This is a genomic window from Microbulbifer sp. THAF38 (assembly GCF_009363535.1).
GTDB lineage: Bacteria > Pseudomonadota > Gammaproteobacteria > Pseudomonadales > Cellvibrionaceae > Microbulbifer.
On record NZ_CP045369.1, the window covers coordinates 1,621,956 to 1,641,278 of the forward strand.

The 19,323-nt window shown below is 54.2% G+C and carries 16 protein-coding genes; 13 read left to right on the forward strand and 3 right to left on the reverse strand.

Translation table 11 applies throughout. The annotated features are described in order from the left end of the window. Positions 1-23 precede the first annotated feature (23 nt). The 3 genes from FIU95_RS06920 to FIU95_RS06930 all read right to left on the reverse strand — a co-directional run bounded on the left by FIU95_RS06920 (position 24) and on the right by FIU95_RS06930 (position 2,972). Positions 24-683 (reverse strand): HAD family hydrolase, encoded by a 660-nt coding sequence (locus FIU95_RS06920; RefSeq protein WP_152452755.1) that lies wholly within the window; start codon positions 681-683, stop codon positions 24-26. 12 nt (positions 684-695) lie between these two features. Further along, positions 696-1,397, reverse strand: a complete 702-nt coding sequence (gene ubiG, locus FIU95_RS06925) for a bifunctional 2-polyprenyl-6-hydroxyphenol methylase/3-demethylubiquinol 3-O-methyltransferase UbiG (protein ID WP_152452757.1) — start codon at positions 1,395-1,397, stop codon at positions 696-698. 249 nt (positions 1,398-1,646) lie between these two features. Then, the gene (locus tag FIU95_RS06930) at positions 1,647-2,972 is read right to left on the reverse strand and encodes a TRZ/ATZ family hydrolase (protein WP_152456179.1); all 1,326 of its coding nucleotides are present in this window, start codon (positions 2,970-2,972) and stop codon (positions 1,647-1,649) included. Between the two features lie 189 nt (positions 2,973-3,161). Between FIU95_RS06930 and gyrA the strand changes: the two genes are divergently transcribed. From gyrA to FIU95_RS06995, 13 genes are all read left to right on the forward strand, one after another. Next, on the forward strand, positions 3,162-5,723 hold the full coding sequence (gene gyrA, locus FIU95_RS06935; RefSeq protein ID WP_152452759.1) for a DNA gyrase subunit A: 2,562 nt from the start codon (positions 3,162-3,164) through the stop codon (positions 5,721-5,723). 166 nt (positions 5,724-5,889) lie between these two features. Continuing rightward, positions 5,890-6,969 carry a 3-phosphoserine/phosphohydroxythreonine transaminase gene (serC, locus tag FIU95_RS06940; protein ID WP_152452761.1) on the forward strand — a complete coding sequence of 360 codons (1,080 nt, stop codon included), beginning with the start codon at positions 5,890-5,892 and terminating at the stop codon, positions 6,967-6,969. Between the two features lie 39 nt (positions 6,970-7,008). Then, positions 7,009-8,112 (forward strand): prephenate dehydratase, encoded by a 1,104-nt coding sequence (gene pheA / locus FIU95_RS06945; RefSeq protein ID WP_152452763.1) that lies wholly within the window; start codon positions 7,009-7,011, stop codon positions 8,110-8,112. Continuing rightward, positions 8,112-10,343, forward strand: coding sequence for a bifunctional prephenate dehydrogenase/3-phosphoshikimate 1-carboxyvinyltransferase (locus FIU95_RS06950; RefSeq protein WP_152452765.1), 2,232 nt, complete (start codon positions 8,112-8,114; stop codon positions 10,341-10,343). The genes pheA and FIU95_RS06950 overlap by 1 nt, the downstream gene beginning before the upstream one ends. A 68-nt stretch (positions 10,344-10,411) precedes the next feature. Next, positions 10,412-11,101, forward strand: a complete 690-nt coding sequence (cmk, locus tag FIU95_RS06955) for a (d)CMP kinase (RefSeq protein ID WP_152452767.1) — start codon at positions 10,412-10,414, stop codon at positions 11,099-11,101. A 173-nt stretch (positions 11,102-11,274) separates the two neighbouring features. Next, positions 11,275-12,954 (forward strand): 30S ribosomal protein S1, encoded by a 1,680-nt coding sequence (gene rpsA / locus FIU95_RS06960; RefSeq protein WP_152452769.1) that lies wholly within the window; start codon positions 11,275-11,277, stop codon positions 12,952-12,954. A 140-nt stretch (positions 12,955-13,094) separates the two neighbouring features. Continuing rightward, positions 13,095-13,403: an integration host factor subunit beta gene (gene ihfB, locus FIU95_RS06965; RefSeq protein WP_152452771.1), complete on the forward strand. Its 309-nt coding sequence runs from the start codon at positions 13,095-13,097 to the stop codon at positions 13,401-13,403. Positions 13,404-13,521: 118 nt separating this feature from the next. Continuing rightward, positions 13,522-13,830 (forward strand): lipopolysaccharide assembly protein LapA domain-containing protein, encoded by a 309-nt coding sequence (locus tag FIU95_RS06970; protein ID WP_253868900.1) that lies wholly within the window; start codon positions 13,522-13,524, stop codon positions 13,828-13,830. Between the two features lies 1 nt (position 13,831). Beyond that, on the forward strand, positions 13,832-15,022 hold the full coding sequence (gene lapB, locus FIU95_RS06975; RefSeq protein WP_152452773.1) for a lipopolysaccharide assembly protein LapB: 1,191 nt from the start codon (positions 13,832-13,834) through the stop codon (positions 15,020-15,022). Positions 15,023-15,070: 48 nt separating this feature from the next. After that, on the forward strand, positions 15,071-15,781 hold the full coding sequence (pyrF, locus tag FIU95_RS06980) for an orotidine-5'-phosphate decarboxylase (protein WP_152452775.1): 711 nt from the start codon (positions 15,071-15,073) through the stop codon (positions 15,779-15,781). Positions 15,782-15,922: 141 nt separating this feature from the next. Next, positions 15,923-16,225, forward strand: coding sequence for a ComEA family DNA-binding protein (locus FIU95_RS21695; RefSeq protein ID WP_152452777.1), 303 nt, complete (start codon positions 15,923-15,925; stop codon positions 16,223-16,225). Positions 16,226-16,387: 162 nt separating this feature from the next. After that, positions 16,388-17,278 carry a glycosyltransferase family 4 protein gene (locus tag FIU95_RS06990; RefSeq protein ID WP_152452779.1) on the forward strand — a complete coding sequence of 297 codons (891 nt, stop codon included), beginning with the start codon at positions 16,388-16,390 and terminating at the stop codon, positions 17,276-17,278. A 59-nt stretch (positions 17,279-17,337) separates the two neighbouring features. Beyond that, positions 17,338-19,290, forward strand: coding sequence for a nucleoside-diphosphate sugar epimerase/dehydratase (locus tag FIU95_RS06995; protein WP_253868903.1), 1,953 nt, complete (start codon positions 17,338-17,340; stop codon positions 19,288-19,290). Positions 19,291-19,323: the final 33 nt, after the last annotated feature.

Consider the following 19,323-nt stretch of genomic DNA (forward strand, 5'->3'; position numbering starts at 1 on the left):
CGGGCCGGGCATGATTTCAAAGATTAAATGTAATGTTGCTGTAGCAAGGGCCAGATTTCATCCACAGAGCTGACCAGGTGATCGGCACCCCAATTAGCGGGGTCATCAGATGCATCGATATAGCCGTATGCGCAAGCAATCGTCGGCATGCCTGCACGCTGGCCGGCAATAATATCCCGCTGGTGATCTCCGATATAGACGGCGTCTGCCGGAGTGCATCCTATTTTGCTACAAGCGAGTAATATCGCTTCTGGGTCTGGCTTTGACTTACTGACATGATCGGGGCAAATCACCGCAGAGGCCGGTGGCAGATATTCAAATGCCCGCATCAACGGCACAGTAAATGCTTCGGGTTTATTGGTGACGATACCCCAGGGGATTTCATTCTGCGCGAGGGTATCCAGCAATGGTTCTATGCCGGGAAAGGGGGTGGTTTGCTCTGCGAGGTGCGCGAGGTAGAGATCCAGCAGGCGCTGCAGGAGGCTGGCAAATTCGGGATCACCTTCCTGTTTGCCAAACCCCAGGGTGACCAATGCCCTTGAGCCGCTTGAGACGGTGCCGCGGATTACCTGGTCGGGCAGTGGAGGTAATTGCTCCTGATGCCGTAACTGATTGAGCACGACAATAAAGTCCGGTGCGGTGTCGAGGAGTGTGCCATCCAGGTCAAATAAAACTGCTTTCATCGTAGGGTTCGCTTATTCGGGTTTGCTGGCATACATCAGGTAATTGACGTCGACGTCGCGGGGATTGAGTTTATAGTTGCGGGTAACCGGGTTGTAGGTCATGCCGGTGATATCGCGCAGTTCCAGGTCCGCCTCGCGCAGCCAGGCGCCCATTTCCGAGGGGCGGATAAACTTGCTGTATTCATGGGTGCCTTTGGGTAGTAAGCGTAGGATATATTCCGCTCCCACCACGCCAAAGAGCCAGCCTTTGGGGGTGCGGTTGATCGTCGAGAAAAACAAGTGTCCGCCGGGCTTGACCAGTTTGGCGCAGGCGCGGATCACTGAGGCAGGATCGGGTACATGCTCGAGCATTTCCAGGCAGGTCACAACGTCGTAACTTTCCGGTGCTTCTTCGGCAAGCTCTTCCACGGTAATACGTCGATAATCTACCGATACGCCGCTTTCCAGAGCGTGCAATTTGGCAACGTTGAGAGGGGCTTCGCCCATATCAATCCCAGTCACCTTTGCACCTCGCTGGGCCATGGCCTCAGCCAGAATCCCTCCGCCGCAGCCGACATCCAGCAGTTTTTTGTCGGCCACTGAGGCGTATCTGTCAATGTAGTTAGCGCGCAATGGGTTAATTTCGTGCAGCGGTTTAAATTCGCCTTCTTTATCCCACCAGCGGCTGGCGAGTTGCTCGAATTTGGCGATTTCCGTGGGATCTACATTACTCATGAATTTCTCTGCAAACTCCGTCGCTGTTAACCCGTAAATACATGCGGCTACGGGTTATCTCGGCACGGGGGTGTGCCGTAACCAGTTGTCAGCTGGCCGGTAAAAGTCCGAGAAAGCAGGGAGGCTTGAATAGCCACTCCAGTATTTCGCGGACGGCAACAAAAGGGATGAAGTACACCCATTAAATTGCCTAGTTAATGATTAATTAGTGGCTGATTCCTATATTGAATCGCAGTGTCCGGTTCGCGCCTAGCGCGAATGGCCGGCGATTCTATCACGCCATAATTGCGCTCGCTGGATTACCTCAGTCTCGTTCAGGGTGAGTAATTGGCGCTCTCCCAATAACTGCTTGCCCGCAACCCAGACGTCGCTGACATTGTGTCCGCCGCTGGCATAAATTAGTTGAGACATGGGGTCGTGTACTGGTTGCTGCTCCAGGCCGGATAGATTGATCGCCGCAATATCGGCGCTCTTGCCAATTTCCAGGCTGCCGGTTTCCTCCTCAATACCCAAAGCACGTGCGCCATTGATAGTAGCCATTGCCAGCGCCTGGTGAGCGGGAAGTGCGGTGGCCCTGCCACTGACAGCCTTGGCCAGCAGTGCGGCGGTACTGGCCTCGGCAAACAGGTCCTGACTATTGTTGCTAGCGGCTCCGTCAGTGCCCAGAGATACATTAATACCGGCATCGAGCATCTCGACGGTGGGACAGAAGCCGGAGGCCAGTTTGAGGTTGGACGAAGGGCAGTGGGCCACGTGCGCACCACTGGTTTTCAACAATTCTATGTCCCGCTCATTGGTTGCCACCATATGTACGCAGAGAGTCTGTGGGCTCATCAGGCCAAGGCGCTGTAGCCGCTCGGTGGGGCGTTCGCCATTTTGCTTCAGCGCAGTTTCCACTTCCTGGTAAGTCTCGTGCAGATGTATCTGCACGGGAATTTGCGCCTCGGCGGAGCATACAGCGATTTTCTCCAGGGTTTGATCGCCGACGGTGTAGGGGGCGTGTGGTGCAAAAACCACTTCAATGCGTTCATGGGCGCGGTAGTCGTCGCGCAGTGCCAAGCCTTTATGCAGGGCCTCTTCGGCGTGGCGGCTCCAGGGGGTGGGCACATCCAATACCGGAAAGGCGATATGTGCGCGGATGCCGGTTTCCCGGACAGCGGTTGCGACAGCTTCTGGGTAGAAATACTGATCAGAGAAAGTGGTAGTTCCCGAGCGCAGCATTTCCGCAATGGCGTGGCGGCTGCCATCCGCGACAAACTCCGGCCCTACCCAGCGCTGTTCCGTCGGCCAAATATGTTTTTCCAGCCATTCCTTGAGGGGGCGGTCATCGGCATAGCCCCGCAATAGCGTCATGGGCGCGTGATTGTGGGTGTTGATCAGCCCGGGGATCAGGGCGTGATGCTTGAGCTCCACTTCCCGTTTTGCCTTGAACCGTATTTTGGCTTCTGTCGATGGCAACAGGGCGGTGATTCGCCCGCTCTCAATAGCTAAAGAGCAATTCTCGTACACTTTTTGCTCGGGGATTACTGGGATAATCCAGCGCGCATGAATCAGGGTGTCTATTGCTTGGGGCATGGAAGTTAGGCGACGGCGGTTAAGATGGGGATTTACTTTAGCGGCAGAGACTGCTTGCGGCAACAGGGGAGAGTAGTGGTCCAGAAGAGCGTAGGGCAGCCGGTCCAAAGGCGTCAAACTGTGCTAGAATCGCCCGCTTATCCGGGCTCAGTACACATGCCCGCGCTATAAAAAGGAACGCCGTAAGCCATGGGCGAATTAGCCAAAGAAATCTCTCCGATTAATATCGAAGAAGAACTCAAGCAGTCTTATCTCGACTACGCCATGAGCGTGATTGTCGGGCGCGCACTGCCGGATGTACGCGATGGCCTCAAGCCGGTACACCGCCGTGTGCTCTTCGCTATGAGCGAACTGAAAAACGACTGGAATAAACCCTACAAAAAGTCAGCGCGTGTCGTTGGCGATGTGATCGGTAAATACCACCCGCACGGGGATACCGCGGTCTACGACACGATTGTGCGTATGGCCCAGCCTTTCTCTATGCGCTACACCCTGGTAGATGGCCAGGGCAACTTCGGTTCTATCGATGGTGATAGCCCGGCTGCCATGCGTTATACCGAAATTCGCATGGATAAGCTGGCCCACGAACTGCTATCTGACCTAGATAAAGAAACCGTCAATTTTGTCGATAACTACGACGGCTCCGAGCAGATGCCGGAGGTGCTGCCCTCCCGTGTGCCGAACCTATTGGTGAACGGCTCTTCGGGTATTGCGGTGGGCATGGCCACCAATATCCCTCCCCACAACCTAAAAGAAGTTGTCAATGCCTGTCTGGCATTGATCAACAATCCCGAGCTGTCTGTTGACGACTTGATGGAGTATATCCCTGGGCCTGACTTCCCCACTGGGGCAACCATCAATGGCCGCGCCGGGATACTCTTGGCCTATCGCACGGGTCGCGGGCGTATCTATGTGCGCGCCAAGGCGGATGTGATTCGCGATGACAAGTCCAATCGCGAAACAATTGTTATTACCGAGATCCCCTATCAGCTGAACAAGGCTCGATTGATCGAGCGCATTGCCGAGCTGGTGAAAGAGAAGAAGATCGAGGGTATCTCTGAGCTGCGCGACGAATCCGATAAAGACGGCCTGCGTGTAGTGATTGAATTGAAGCGCGGTGAGTTGGGTGATGTGGTTTTAAACAACCTCTACTCCCAAACCCAGCTGGAGAGTGTGTTCGGCATCAATATGGTGGCTCTGGTCGATGGTCAGCCCAAGGTGCTGAACCTGAAAGAGCTGCTCGAGCACTTCGTGCGTCACCGCCAGGAAGTGGTGACTCGCCGTACCGTCTACCTGCTGCGCAAAGCGCGCGAGCGCGGTCACATTCTGGAAGGTCTGGCGATAGCCATCGCCAATATCGATCCGGTGATCGAGCTGATCAAGTCGTCGGCTACCCCAGCGGATGCCCGCGAGGCGCTGCTGGCCAAAGGCTGGCCAGTGGGCAACGTGCAGCAATTCCTTGAGCGTGCTGGCGCCGATGCCTGTCGCCCGGATGATCTGCCAAAAGAGTTTGGTCTGCGCGACAACGCCTACTACCTGTCACCGGCCCAGGCTCAGGCCATTCTCGAGCTGCGCCTGCACCGCCTCACCGGTATGGAACACGACAAGCTGCTGGCGGAATACCAGGATCGCCTGGAGCAGATCGCTGAATACCTGCATATCCTCGGTAGCTTCGAGCGCCTGATGGAAGTAATCCGCGAAGAGCTGGAACAGCTGTCAAAGGACTTTGGCGATGAGCGCCGCACCGATATCGTTGCCTCCCGTCAAGACCTGACCGTAGAAGACCTGATCACCCCGGAAGATAAGGTGGTGACTATCTCTCACGGTGGCTACGCCAAGAGCCAGCCCTTGACCGATTACCAGGCCCAGCGTCGCGGCGGTATGGGTAAGTCGGCCACCCAGGTGAAGGATGAAGACTTCGTTGAGCACCTATTGATTGCCAACTCCCATGACACTATTTTGTGCTTCTCTAATAAGGGCAAGGTGTACTGGCTCAAAGTTTACGAAGTACCCACTGCCGGTCGCGCCTCGCGCGGACGGCCGGTTGTCAATATGCTGCCTTTGGAAGAGGGTGAGCGTATCAGCAGCCTGATGCCTGTGTCCGAGTACGATGAAAATCACTTTATCTTCTTCGCTACTGCTAACGGCACCGTGAAGAAGACTCCGCTTACCGCCTTTGCCCGTCCACGCAGTGTAGGTTTGCGCGCTATCGAACTGGAAGAAGGAGATCGTCTCGTTGCCACAGCGGTGACCGATGGTGAGCGCGATGTATTGCTGCTTACCAGCGCCGGTAAAGCGGCGCGATTCTCCGAGGCCAATGTCCGTTCCATGGGGCGTGTGTCCCGCGGTGTACGCGGTATCCGCATGCAGGAGGGCAAGGAGGTGATCGCTATGGTGATCCCGGAAGAGGGCGGCTCAGTGATGATGGCCACTGAAAACGGCTACGGCAAGCGTACCGCTATCAGCGAATTCCCCACCAAGGGTCGCGGCACCCAGGGTGTTATCGCGATCGCCGAGAGTGAGCGCAACGGTGCTTTAGTGGGCGCCTGCCAGGTGCATCCAGGCGAGGAAATGATGTTGATTTCCGACCAGGGCACTCTGGTGCGCACCCGCGTCGACGAGGTTTCTGTCCTGGGGCGCAATACCCAGGGGGTACGCGTCATCCGGCTTAAGAGCGGTGAAAAGCTCGTGGGCCTCGGGCGTATCGAAGAAACTGAGGAAGAAGTCGAAGACAACGGTGGGGCAGAGTGACCCACCCTCAGGTACCAACAGAAAGGCTGCGATTATCGCGGCCTTTCTTGCCTCTGACGCCCTAAAAAATGCCTGAAAGCGTGATACCCATCTCCCTGAATGGCGGTTTGTGCGTCGGCACATCTAGTTGAATTTGAAACCATTTTTAGTTTGTGGAAGTCAGGTCATGAGGAAATACAATTTCTGCGCTGGTCCCGCCGCTCTACCTGAGCCGGTTTTGCAGCAGGCGCAGCAGGAGCTGCTGGATTGGCGTGGTCTGGGGTGTTCAGTGATGGAGGTTAGCCACCGCTCGCCAGAATTTGTCGAGGTGGCTGAACGCGCGGAACAGGATCTGCGCGACCTGCTCAAGGTGCCAGATAACTATAAAGTGCTGTTTTTACAGGGTGGGGCTACCGGACAGTTCAGTGCGGTGCCCTGGAACCTGCTCGGCGCCGGCTCAAAACAGGCTGACTTTATCCACACCGGGCAGTGGGCGGCCAAGGCGATTAAAGAAGCTCGGCGTTACGGCGAAGTCAATGTGGTTGCGTCCAGTGAGGATCGTAATTTCCGCTATGTGCCATCACAGGACAGCTGGCAGCAGAGTAAGGATGCGGCCTATTTCCATTACACGCCCAACGAGACCATCGGCGGTATCGAGTTCGACTATGTTCCTGAAGTGGACTGTCCCCTGATTGCGGATATGTCCTCTAATATTCTTTCCTGCCCAATCGACGTGGAAAAATTCGGTGTGATATATGCCGGCGCGCAAAAAAATATTGGCCCCTCCGGTATAGCGGTCGCTTTGGTTCGCGATGATCTCTTGGATCGAGCGCTAAAAGATATTCCGCGCAGCTTGAGTTGGAAAGTCGCCGCAGATGCCGGCTCTATGGATAACACGCCACCCACATTCGCCTGGTACCTTTCAGGTCTGGTTTTCCAGTGGCTCAAGAATCAGGGTGGCGTTGAAGCTATGGCTCAACAGGCTGATAAAAAGTCCTCGCTGCTCTATGGCTTTCTCGATAGTAGTGATTTCTTTTCCAGCCCGGTGGAGAAGTCCAGCCGCTCGCGGATGAATGTCCCATTTGTGTTGGCTGACGAACGACTCGATAAGCCGTTTTTGGCTGAGGCCGAGGAAGCCGGGTTGCTCAGTTTGAAGGGGCACCGCTCTGTGGGGGGGATGCGGGCATCCCTTTATAACGCCGTACCCTTTGAGGCAGTGAAGGCGCTAGTGGCCTTTATGGCGGACTTCGAGGCCCGCAGAGGCTAAAGATCAGGCAATTAATAAACCCAGGAAAGTAGAAAGCGGATGACAGAGGAAACCGTGGGAGGCGACCAGCGCCTGCTGGAGCTGCGCAATCGTATCGATGACATTGACTCGGAGATCGCCCGGCTAATCAGCGAGCGGGCTAGCTGTGCTCTGGAGGTGGCGGAGGTAAAAAAAGCAACCGGAGAGGATGCGCTTTATTATCGCCCTGAACGTGAGGCGCAGGTTTTGCGTCGCGCTATGGAACGCAATGCTGGTCCTTTGACCGATGAGGAAATGGCAAGGCTTTTCCGTGAGATTATGTCCGCCTGCCTCGCTCTGGAGGAGCCGGTCAAGGTAGCTTATCTTGGGCCTGAAGGTACATTTACCCAGCAGGCAGCCTTGAAGCATTTTGGCAATTCCGCGCAAAGTCGTCCGCTGGCGGCCATTGATGAAGTCTTCCGCGAGGTGGAGGCCGGCGCTGTGAATTACGGTGTAGTGCCGGTAGAGAACTCCACTGAAGGTGTGATCAATCACACCCTGGACAACTTTATGAACTCCAATCTCAGTATTTGCGGAGAGGTGGAGTTGCGTATTCACCATCACTTGATGATTTCCGATGTGACTCGGCCGGAGTCGATCACGCGTATTTATTCCCATGCCCAGAGTTTGGCCCAATGCCGCAAATGGCTGGATGCGCATTACCCCAACGTGGAGCGGGTGGCGGTCTCCAGTAATGCGGATGCGGCCAAACGTGTTAAAGGGGAATGGAATGCCGCGGCAATCGCCGGGGATATGGCGGCCGATCTCTATGGCCTGAAAGTGCTCTCAGAGAAAATTGAGGACCGCCCGGATAATTCCACACGTTTCCTGATCGTTGGCACTCAGCAGGTGCCTGCCAGTGGCGATGATAAGACCTCTCTGATGGTCTCCATGCGCAATGAGCCGGGTGCGCTGCACGATATGCTTGAGCCCTTCCGCCGCTACAGCATCGACCTTACCAGGGTGGAAACACGCCCCTCTCAGTCCGGCAACTGGACATACGTGTTTTTTGTCGACTTTAAAGGTCACCGCGATACGAAAGATATTGCTGAGGCGCTAAAAGAGGTCGGTGCCTGTGCTTCGGACCTGAAAGTGCTCGGCTCCTATCCGCGCGGTGTCCTGTGATGGGACAAGTGCGTGTTGGCCGCTTGTTGGTTGTGGGTGTCGGCCTTATTGGTGGCAGCTTTGCGCTCGCCCTCAAGGCGGCGGGAGCCTGTCGTGAAGTGATCGGTGTGGCGCTTCAGGAGGAAGTCTGTGAGCAGGCAAAGAGATTGGGTGTAGTCGATCGCGCCTATACAAGCCTGCCGCAGGCGCTTGAGCAGTTGGAAGCTGGGGATCTGGTTTTTATTGCGGTGCCAACTCTCGCGGTGGAGTCAGTATTTGCGCAGCTGAAGGATTATTTGCCTGAAGGTGTGACTGTCACCGATAGCGCCAGTGTTAAGGGAAGTGTGCAGAGTGCGGCGGAAAAAATCTGGGGCAGGGTACCGAATTATCTGGTGTTAGGCCACCCTATTGCCGGCTCCGAGAAAAGTGGGGTAAGCGCCGCACGCGATGATCTTTATCGCGATCACCGCGTTATTCTCACTCCAGCCCATGACACCGATGCCGATCATCTGCACCGGGTGGCTCAGGCGTGGCAGGCCGCCGGAGCTGAAGTATTGAAAATGTCGGTGGAAGAGCATGATGAGGTGCTGGCCGCGACCAGCCATCTCCCCCATGTGATCGCCTTTAGCCTAGTGGATACCTTGGCCCATGATGCGGAAAATGAAAATATTTTCCGCTATGCGGCCGGTGGCTTTCGCGACTTCACTCGCATTGCCTCCAGCGACCCGGTGATGTGGCGGGATATTATGCTGGCTAACCGAGATGCCATTTTAAAGGCGATCGACCTCTACAGTCTCAATCTTTCCTCCCTGCGCAGTGCGATCGCCTCTGGTGATAGCTCGGCACTGATGGGGGTATTTACTCGCGCTAAAGCGGCGCGGGATCACTTTACAAAAATGTTAGCGAAACAAGCGTATTCAGAACCTATGCAAGCAAAGGAAGTTACTTTTATCGCGCAACCGGGTGGCACCGTGAGTGGGAAACTCCGTGTTCCGGGAGATAAATCCATGTCACACCGCTCAATTATGCTGGGCTCTCTGGCTGAAGGGGTGACAGAAGTGGAGGGCTTCCTGGAGGGGGAGGACGCTCTGGCCACTCTGCAGGCATTTCGCGATATGGGGGTGGTCATTGAGGGGCCGGATAAGGGCCGAGTGACGATACATGGAGTGGGTCTCCAAGGTTTACAGGCGCCACCTGGTCCCCTTTATTTGGGTAACTCAGGGACATCTATGCGCCTGCTTGCTGGTTTACTCGCGGGTCAGAATTTTGATGTCACTCTGACCGGTGATGAATCCCTCTCTAAGCGCCCCATGAACCGGGTTGCCAACCCATTGCGAGACATGGGCGCAGCAATCGAAACCGGGCCCGAGGGGCGTCCACCACTGTTGATCAAAGGTGGTAAACGACTCGCCGGTATCGACTATCACCTGCCAATGGCAAGCGCCCAGGTGAAATCCGCAGTCCTGCTCGCCGGCCTCTATGCAGACGGTGAAACCAGCACTGTGGAGCCGGCCCCTACCCGTGATCATACCGAGCGCATGTTGCAGGGCTTTGGCTATTCAGTGGAACGAGATGGTGCCCGCGCGACCTTGCAGGGAAATGGAGAATTGAAGGCTTGTCGTATTGATGTGCCGGCGGATATCTCCTCAGCGGCTTTCTTTATGGTGGCGGCGGCTATTTCACCGGGGGCGGATGTGACCCTGGAGCATGTGGGAATCAACCCGACGCGCGATGGAGTCATTAATATCCTTCGGGCCATGGGTGGTGATATTGGGCTTTCAAATAAACGCACTGTGGGGGGAGAGCCGGTCGCGGATATCCGGGTTCGCTATGCGCCTTTAAAGGGAATTGCTATTCCCAAAGATCAGGTGCCTCTGGCTATCGATGAATTCCCCGCACTATTTATTGCTGCGGCTTGCGCGCAGGGGCAGACGGTTTTGACCGGTGCCGAAGAGTTGCGCGTAAAGGAGAGTGATCGTATTCAGGCGATGGCCAATGGTCTTGCTGCCTTGGGGTTAAGTGCTGCGCCTACCGAAGATGGAATCGTGATCGATGGCTCCCCAGAAAAAGCGGTATTTTCTGGTGGCACCGTGGATAGTTTAGGAGATCACCGCATCGCCATGGCTTTTGCGGTGGCATCGCTGCGTGCAAAGGATACAATTCGCATCCTCCACTGCGCCAATGTGGCGACCTCCTTTCCGAACTTTGCTGAACTGGCAGTTGGTTCAGGCCTTAGGCTGCAGTTAGCTTGACCTAGGGTATCTTTATGGAGGGAGCCGGTTTGCGCGGCTAACGATGAAGTAGAGTTGTACGAATAACTATGAATGATTCAAGCAAGCTGCCACCGGTTGTCACAATTGACGGTCCCAGTGGCTCAGGTAAGGGAACTATCGCAAAGCTGCTGGCCGACAGGTTGGGCTTTGCTCTTTTGGACTCTGGCGCTCTCTATCGGGCTGCCGCCTTGGCCGCCCTGGAAAAAGAGGTGGATCTCGCCGATGAGGAAGCGCTGACTCAGGTCGCCAAAGATTTGGATGTTCGCTTTCCGATAAGCGATGGTCGCTTGCAGGTCTTGTTGGAGGGCCGGGAGGTCAGCCATGAAATCCGTATGGAGCGGGTGAGTATGGCAGCCTCTACGGTGGCTGCAATCCCCGGCGTGCGCGCCGCATTACTGCAGCGTCAACGGGACTTTAGGCTCCAGCCAGGTTTGGTGGCCGATGGCCGGGATATGGGCACCACCGTATTCCCCGATGCCCCCGTTAAAGTGTATCTAACCGCCAGTGCGGAGGAGCGCGCCAGGAGGCGCGAAGCGCAGTTGCGGGAGAAGGGGGTTTCTGTTAGCCTCCGCGACCTGCTGGAGGACATCCGTGCCCGTGATGCACAGGATATGAATCGAAAAGCATCCCCCCTGGCTCCCGCTGAAGACGCGGTAGAGCTCGATAGTACTGGGGTTGGGATTGAGGATGTTCTCAATAAAGTAATGGCACTGGTACAGGAGCGAATCGCGCCCTGAACCACAGAAGTCAGTAGCAGAAAGTTTTTAACGATAGCGGCCGGGTTTTGCCAGAATTGCCCGGCCGTTGTTGTAATCCGACCCGCGTTCTGGCATCGCGGTTGGGGTCCTGGCTGGCGGTTGACTAAACTCAACAGTTACTAACGGCTGGACCCAGCACTATAGGTAATGTAATGAGCGAGAGCTTTGCTGATCTATTTGAAGAGAGCCTAAAAAGCGTTGAAATGGCACCGGGCGCTATCGTCACTGGTGTTGTAATTGACGTAGACAAAGACTGGGTAACCGTTCACGCGGGCCTGAAGTCTGAAGGCGTTATCCCTGCTGCACAGTTCGCCAACGATAAAGGCGAAGTTGAGCTGCAGGTGGGCGACGAAGTACAGGTTGCCCTGGAAGCTGTAGAAGACGGTTTCGGTGAAACCCGTCTGTCCCGTGAAAAAGCCAAGCGCGCCGAAGCCTGGAAAATCCTCGACGCAGCGCACGCAGCTGACGAAGTGGTTAAAGGTGTTATCAGCGGTAAGGTTAAGGGTGGCTTTACTGTCGACGTTGCCAATATCCGCGCATTCCTGCCCGGCTCTCTGGTTGATGTTCGCCCGGTTCGCGACACCGCGCACCTGGAAGGTAAAGAGCTCGAGTTCAAGGTTATCAAGCTGGATGCCAAGCGTAACAACGTAGTGGTTTCCCGTCGCGCTGTGATGGAAGCTGCAACTTCTGAAGAGCGTGAAGCGCTGTTGGAAAGCCTGCAAGAAGGCATGAGCATTAAGGGTATCGTTAAGAACCTGACCGACTACGGTGCTTTCGTAGATCTGGGTGGTATCGACGGCCTGCTGCACATCACCGATATGGCTTGGAAGCGTATTAAGCATCCGAGCGAGATCGTGAATGTTGGCGACGAGATCGAAGTAAAAGTACTGAAGTTCGACCGCGAGCGCAGCCGTGTATCCCTGGGCCTGAAGCAACTGGGCGAAGATCCTTGGGTATCCATCAAGCAGCGTTACCCAGAGAACAGCCGCGTGAAGGCGGTTGTAACCAACCTGACCGACTACGGCTGCTTCGCAGAGCTGGAAGAAGGTGTGGAAGGTCTGGTGCACGTTTCCGAAATGGATTGGACCAACAAGAACATCCACCCATCCAAAGTTGTCCAGGTTGGCGACGAGGTAGAGGTGATGATTCTGGATATCGACGAAGAGCGTCGTCGTATCTCCCTGGGTATCAAACAGTGCCAGGAAAATCCGTGGGATGCCTTCGCGCGTAAATTTGCTAAGGGCGACAAGATCTCCGGTAAGATCAAGTCCATCACTGACTTCGGTATCTTCATCGGTCTCGACGGCAGCATCGACGGTCTGGTTCACCTGTCCGATATCTCCTGGAACGAAGCTGGCGAAGAAGCTGTTCGCAAGTTCAAGAAAGGCGACGAAATCGAGACTGTTATCCTGGGTATCGATTCTGAGCGCGAGCGCATCTCCCTGGGTATCAAGCAGCTGGAGTCCGATCCGTTCTCCGACTACGTATCCACTAGCGATCGTGGCAGCATCGTCAATGGTATCGTGAAGGAAGTGGACGCTAAGCAAGCGGTAATCACCCTGGCAGATGAAGTTGAAGGCGTTCTGCGCGCTTCAGAAATCAGCCGCGACAAGGTTGAAGACGCTCGCAACGTTCTGAAAGAGGGCGAAGAAGTAGAAGCTAAGATCACCAGCGTGGATCGCAAGAACCGCGTGATCAGCCTGTCTATCAAAGCCAAAGATCAGGACGATGAGAAGCAGGCCATCAAGGATCACAGCAAGAAGCAGTCCGAGCAAGTTCAGCCTGCTACTATCGGTGACCTGATCAAGGCACAGATGAACAACAAAGACTAATCCTCTTTGAGTGTTCAGCACTTCAGATTTCTTATCTGAAGTGACCCGAAAGCCGGACTGGGGTTGCCCAGTCCGGCTTTCTATTAGATGATTGGCGCTCTACTCCAGAAAATCAATGACTTACAAAGGTTGCGGAGCGCATGACCAAGTCCGAACTGATCGAAAGGATTGCGTTGAGGTTGGATCAGCTGCCAGTTAAAGATGTAGAGCTGGCGGTGAAGGTGATGTTGGATACCATGTCTGATTCCCTCTCTCAGGGGGAGCGCATTGAGATACGAGGTTTTGGCAGTTTTTCACTGCATTACCGTGCACCGCGCACTGGGCGGAATCCTAAAACGGGGGATGCTGTGGCGCTGGCGGGTAAATATGTTCCCCATTTCAAGCCTGGCAAAGAATTGCGCGACAGAGTAAATCGCAGCATGCACGATGTGGCTGGGATCGAAGTATGATTGCACCTCGGATATTGCCGGATGAGAGGGGTGGTGCTTCCAAAATGGCAGTATCATTCGCCTGAAAATCCTGTGGCTGCTAGTTTGAGCCAATCTTTCGTGGAACGTGGAGGTTCCCTTGTCATTTCTGCGCTGGCTGATGCACTTTTTTTTCGGCCTTTTGGCCCTGATTTGCGTTGCTCTCGGTATCTATTTTGCGGTGGAAAACTCCCAGGTGATCTCCCCGGTTATTGCGGGTTACTCCCTGCAGTCCGGTAGCGTTGGGGTTTGGCTGATCTGTATGCTGCTTCTGGGCGTTTTGCTCGGCTTCCTTGCCAGTCTTTTACCGATTTTTTCCCAGCACCGCCGCGCTAGAGGTTTGAACAAGCAGCTCAAAAAGATGGAGCGCGAACTGCAAGCCGTTCACCGTAAGGCTTCCGGAGACTGACTTGCTGGATCTTGCCTACTTCTTCTTTCTGCTGACTGCTGTTGCTATCGGTTGGGTATTGGGTCGCGGTAGCTCCAGGAGAAAGCCCGACTTTAGTGAGCGGGAGCAGTCCCTGGCTCGCTCCTATGCGCAGGGCCTTAATTATCTTCTGAGCGAGCACCACGATGACACCATTGAGAAGTTTATCGATTCTCTTGAGGTAAGCCCGGTCACTTTCGATACGCACCTGGCTCTGGGCAATCTCTTGCGTAGAAGGGGGGAGTACGACCAGGCTATCAGGGTCCACCAGAACCTGCTCGCGCGTCCCAGCTTATCAAGGCAGAGCCAGCATAAAGCCCAGTTTGAGTTGGCCTGCGACTATATCGCCGCTGGCTGGTTAGATAGGGCCGAGCGGCTTCTACAGGAACTGGTTGAAACCTCCCAGGAGCTGCGGGCAACCAGTCTCGAACATTTGATTGAGGTCTATAGGGATGAGAGAGAGTGGGCTAAAGCCATCCATGCGGTAAATCTTTTGCACGGTCGCCGATTCAAGCGATTGTCCGCTGACTGGGCTCCTATACAGGCGCACTTTTGCTGTGAGTTGGCTGAGGAGGCTATTGCAGGCAAAGACTATTTGAGTGCGCGTAAACATCTCGATGCGGCTTTGGGGTATGATCGCAGCTCAGTCAGAGCCTGCTTACTGTGGGCGCGTCTTGAATACTTGCTTGGTAAGCAGCGGGATGCCATCAAGGTGTTGCAGCGGATTCCCAAGCAAAGCCCCGACTATATTCCGGAAATTCTGGAGTTATTAATCACCTGCTATGTCGAGCTGGATGATGGAAAGGGGTTGGATCGCTATCTTGAGTCGCTCCTCAAGGAGCACCCATCGAATAGCGTATTGATCGCTCTTACTAGCAGGATTCAAGAGCAGGATAGTGAGGCCGCTGCGGCAGCCTTTATGGGCAAGCAGCTTGCTCTGCGCCCATCATTGCGCGGACTTGGCCGTTTTCTGGATTTGTATATTGGTACAGCACAAGGTAGGTCGAGGGAAAATCTCTCCCTGCTGAAAACATTGATTGATCAACTGATCGCCAATCGTCCGCACTATCGTTGCAGTAATTGTGGATTCTCTGGAAACCAATTGCACTGGTTGTGCCCCAGCTGCAAGCATTGGGACTCTGTCCGCTCAGTCAAGGGGATCGAGGGGGAGTGATGGATTTCCTCGATCGCTATCTAGTCTAATTTATCTAGAGGTATTTCTTTGCATTCTCAAGTCTCCTCCCCGGTTATTGTCGCCCTCGATTATGACAACGCCGATGCCGCGCTCTCTATGGCGGATCAGCTAGACCCATCTCTTTGTCGAGTAAAAGTTGGCAAGGAATTATTCACTATTGCGGGGCCAGATCTGGTTCGCGCCCTTGTCGATCGAGGGTTTGAGGTTTTTCTGGACCTGAAATTTCATGATATCCCCAATACCGTTGCAGCAGCGGTAAAGGCGGCAGCGCGCCTGGGTGTTTGGATGGTAAATGTGCACGCTAGTGGCGGAGAGCGCATGATGAGAGCGGCTGCCGATGCGTTGAGTGAGCTTGGCGAAGGTAGGCCGTTGCTGATCGGAGTCACTGTGCTGACTAGCACCACCCAGGAAGAGCTTGCAGCAACTGGGGTTGGTAAGCCTTTGGAGGAGCAGGTGCTCAACCTGGCCGCTCAGGCTCAATCCTGTGGTCTCGATGGTGTAGTCTGCTCTGCGCGCGAGGCTGAAGCGCTAAAAGAAGCCTGTGGTCCAGATTTTGCTTTGGTGACCCCAGGGATTCGCCCTGCCGGTAGTGACGCCGGCGATCAGCGACGTACTCTTACCCCTTCTGAGGCATTGAATCAGGGATCTGACTACTTGGTAATTGGTCGACCAATCACCGCGGCAGAGTACCCCCTGACAGCCCTGCAAGATATATTGGCTGAAATTGCAGGAAAATAAGGTTTGTTTGCTTTGACTGGGTGTCATGTAGTGTAATAAGCCTATGCAAGAGGCTCATATGACCTGTTGGTATCATGCTCCGGCTTGGGGAGGTATAGCAGTCCCAATGTGAAACCAAAACACTTTCACTGGGAGTCGATCATGATAAAAGCTCATTCGTTAATTTCTGTATTTTTGGCTATTGCCCTTTCATTTTTTTCTTTATCGGCATTATCCGCCGAGGAGATTGAGGTTGCGCAGCAAGACTCTATTGCGGTCAATGTAAACAGTGCATCCGCGGCAGAGCTTGCTGACAGGCTTGTTGGCATTGGTGAGGCCAAAGCGCAGCTGATTATTGAGTATCGGGAGCAGCATGGTCCCTTTACATCGTTAGATCAGTTGCTCAATGTCAAAGGGATTGGTGCAGCGACGCTCGACAAGAATCGTGAGCGGATTCGATTGTAGTTGACTTGGAATTAGGGGCGAAGAGGATTCCCCTTTGTTGATAGGATGGGGTGCCTCTCTGCCTCAGCTCTCCTCTGCTGCGAAATTGATGTCAGCGCTTGTTCTGAGGTTTAGTTTTAGCGCTATGTGTTGCGTCAATAGTAGGTGTTGAAGGAGAAAGTTTTGACAGGTTCATTTTTAGCCTGGTTGCTCCCCTTGTTAGTTGGGGGGGCATTGAGTTACGGCATGACATCTGTCTTGCTGTCGCGCATGCAAAATTTGGCCCTGGATGTGCCCAATCATCGCTCCATGCATAGCGACCCGGTTCCTCGCACTGGTGGTTGGGCGCTATTGGCGGGTTGCGGGCTGGGCTTAGCTGTGGGGCCGGCATCTTTTCCTCTGCCGGTTTATATATCTTTTTTCTTGCTGCTTGCTGTATCGGCCATAGATGATGTGCGGCATGTGGCTGCTAGGGTACGTTTTGCTACCCAGTTAATCGCCGCGATATTGATTGTTCTTTCGCTGCCTAGAGGCGTCGACTGGTGGTGGCTTCCTTTCCTTGTTCTGGCAGGGAGCTGGATGATCAATCTGTACAATTTTATGGATGGCATGGATGGCTTTGCCGGCAGCATGACTGTGATTGGTTTTTTATCTCTTGGTCTTGCGTGTTTTTTTGCTGGTGATTTGGAGTTGGCCGGTGTGTGTGCCTTGTTTGTGGTGTGCACAGTGATTTTCCTGCGCTTTAATTGGCCCCCTGCTCGAATATTTATGGGGGATGCAGGGTCCACAGGCATTGGCTTGGCAGTGTTCGCTGTAAGCGTATTTGGGTGGCAGAGAGAGGCCTTTCAATTATGGTTCCCGATCATTGTATTTAGCCCATTTTGGGTGGATGCCAGTTTTACATTATTGCGCAGAGTGGCCACTGGGCAGCGCTGGTGGGAGGCCCATCGAGAGCACCTTTACCAGCGCTTGGCACTCCGAATTGGAGTGAGAAAAACACTACATTTGCAGTTGGCTTTAATGGTTGCTGCATCTAGTGTCGCATTCGCTTTTGTTGCCTTGACGGCAGCTTGACTTTGATGGCCGCTCGAATGGGGCCAGGGATTGGTTGATTCTATGTTTGGAGTAATCCTGTGATTGGTATTTGGCGAAAATTTGACAGGGCCAAGAAGCCGACATTGATGTTGCTGTTTGACCTCGCGATGCTGAGTGTTGCCTTTTTTATCGCTATGGCAATTCGGCTCAATGGCTTTGCTGAGGCCGTGACGTTGCCAATGCTGGCCTGCCTGGTTATTACCATCTGCTCCAGTAGCTTTATATTTCTTAAGCTCGGCTTGTACCGCACGGTTATTCGCTACATGGGGCAGAAAGCGGTTATCGCCGTACTCCAAGGGGTTACCGCATCCTCAATTCTACTTGCAGTAGCCTCTTATTTGACCACTGCGGGCGTCCCTCGCTCGGTACCAGTTATCTATTGGTGTTTTGCACTGATTGCTGTGGGTGGGTCTCGCTGGCTGGTTAGGATTTACTATCAGATGGCCTTGGAGATCCATAAAACTCGCGTGGCAATTTATGGCGCCGGTACGGCTGGTTTGCAGGTTTATAAGGCGTTGCTTCATGGTGAAGTCTATAAGCCCGTCGCCTTTTTTGACGATAACACCTCTAAGCAAAAGACTTTGATTGATGGTGTTATGGTTTATTCCCCGGCAAACATCCTTAGCGTTGTTGCCGATCAGGATATTGCTGAGGTTTTATTGGCAATGCCTGGCGTGCCTAAGCGCCGGCGCCGGGAAATAGCAAGGGGGCTTCGTGAGCAGGGGTTGGTGGTCAAGGCCATTCCCGGTGTGGAGGAGCTGGTTGATGCGGCGGGCCGCACCGAAGATATGTCCCAAACCTATGAAAATATTTTAGGTAGGGCTCCAGTAGAGCCTGAAAAAACTTTGATAGCTGGCTCTATTAGCGGCAAGGTGGTGCTGGTTACTGGTGCTGGTGGGTCTATTGGATCGGAACTTTGCCGGCAGATTGCCCAGTGGGGGCCAGCTCACTTAGTGCTGGTGGAGTCCTCTGAGTATGCTCTCTACCAAATTGAGCGTGAGCTTCGCCAGCAGCAACTGGATGAAGGGTATCAGCTCAAGGTGACTGCACTACTAGGCGATGTCCGCGATAAAGTGCGAATGGCTGATATCATTCAAGGCTTTTCGGTAAATACTATTTATCATGCCGCTGCCTATAAGCATGTTCCCTTGGTTGAGCAGAATGTCGTTCTGGGTGCAGACAATAATGTGCTGGGTACCCTGTCAGTTTTGGAGGCTACCGAAGGTACCAAGGTGGAGCAGTTTGTTCTGATTTCTACCGATAAGGCCGTACGCCCAACGAATGTCATGGGTGCCACCAAGCGCCTTGCCGAACTGGTGTGTCAGGACTATGGTCGCCTCTCCAGCAAAATGCGGGTCTGCATGGTCCGCTTTGGTAATGTGCTGGGCTCTTCTGGCTCGGTTATTCCCCTTTTTACAGATCAGGTCAATGCGGGCGGCCCTGTTACTGTGACCCACCCTAAGGTGACTCGCTACTTTATGACTATTCCCGAGGCCGCTCAGCTTGTCTTGCAGGCGGGGAATATGGGCCGCAACGGCGATGTATTTGTGTTGGATATGGGAGAGCCAGTACAAATCTATGATCTTGCCGAGCGGCTTATCAGGATTATGGGGCACTCCGTAAAGGATGATAAAAACCCTGACGGAGATATTGAGATTCAAGTGACTGGCTTGCGTCCCGGGGAAAAGCTCTACGAGGAGTTGCTACTTGGTGACAATGTATCGGGCACCGACCACCCGATGATTATGCGCGCGGAAGAGGAGTTCCTGGAGGGGGGAGTCCTGCGATCGCTTATCGCGGCATTGAGGCAGGCCTGTGCTGAGCATCACTGCGAGAAGGTCCACCAGATCTTATCTGAATCGGTAAGTGGTTATGTCTCAAAGCACGGCTTGACCGATGCCGTTTGGTCTTGCTCTGCCAAAGTGCCCCGTCCGGTAAAAATGGCCACCGTTGAGCGGCTTCCCGTCTCTAATGAGAGTGCTCTTCGGTAGCTTTAGCTTTAAGAACGACTACCCCTCAGCTCT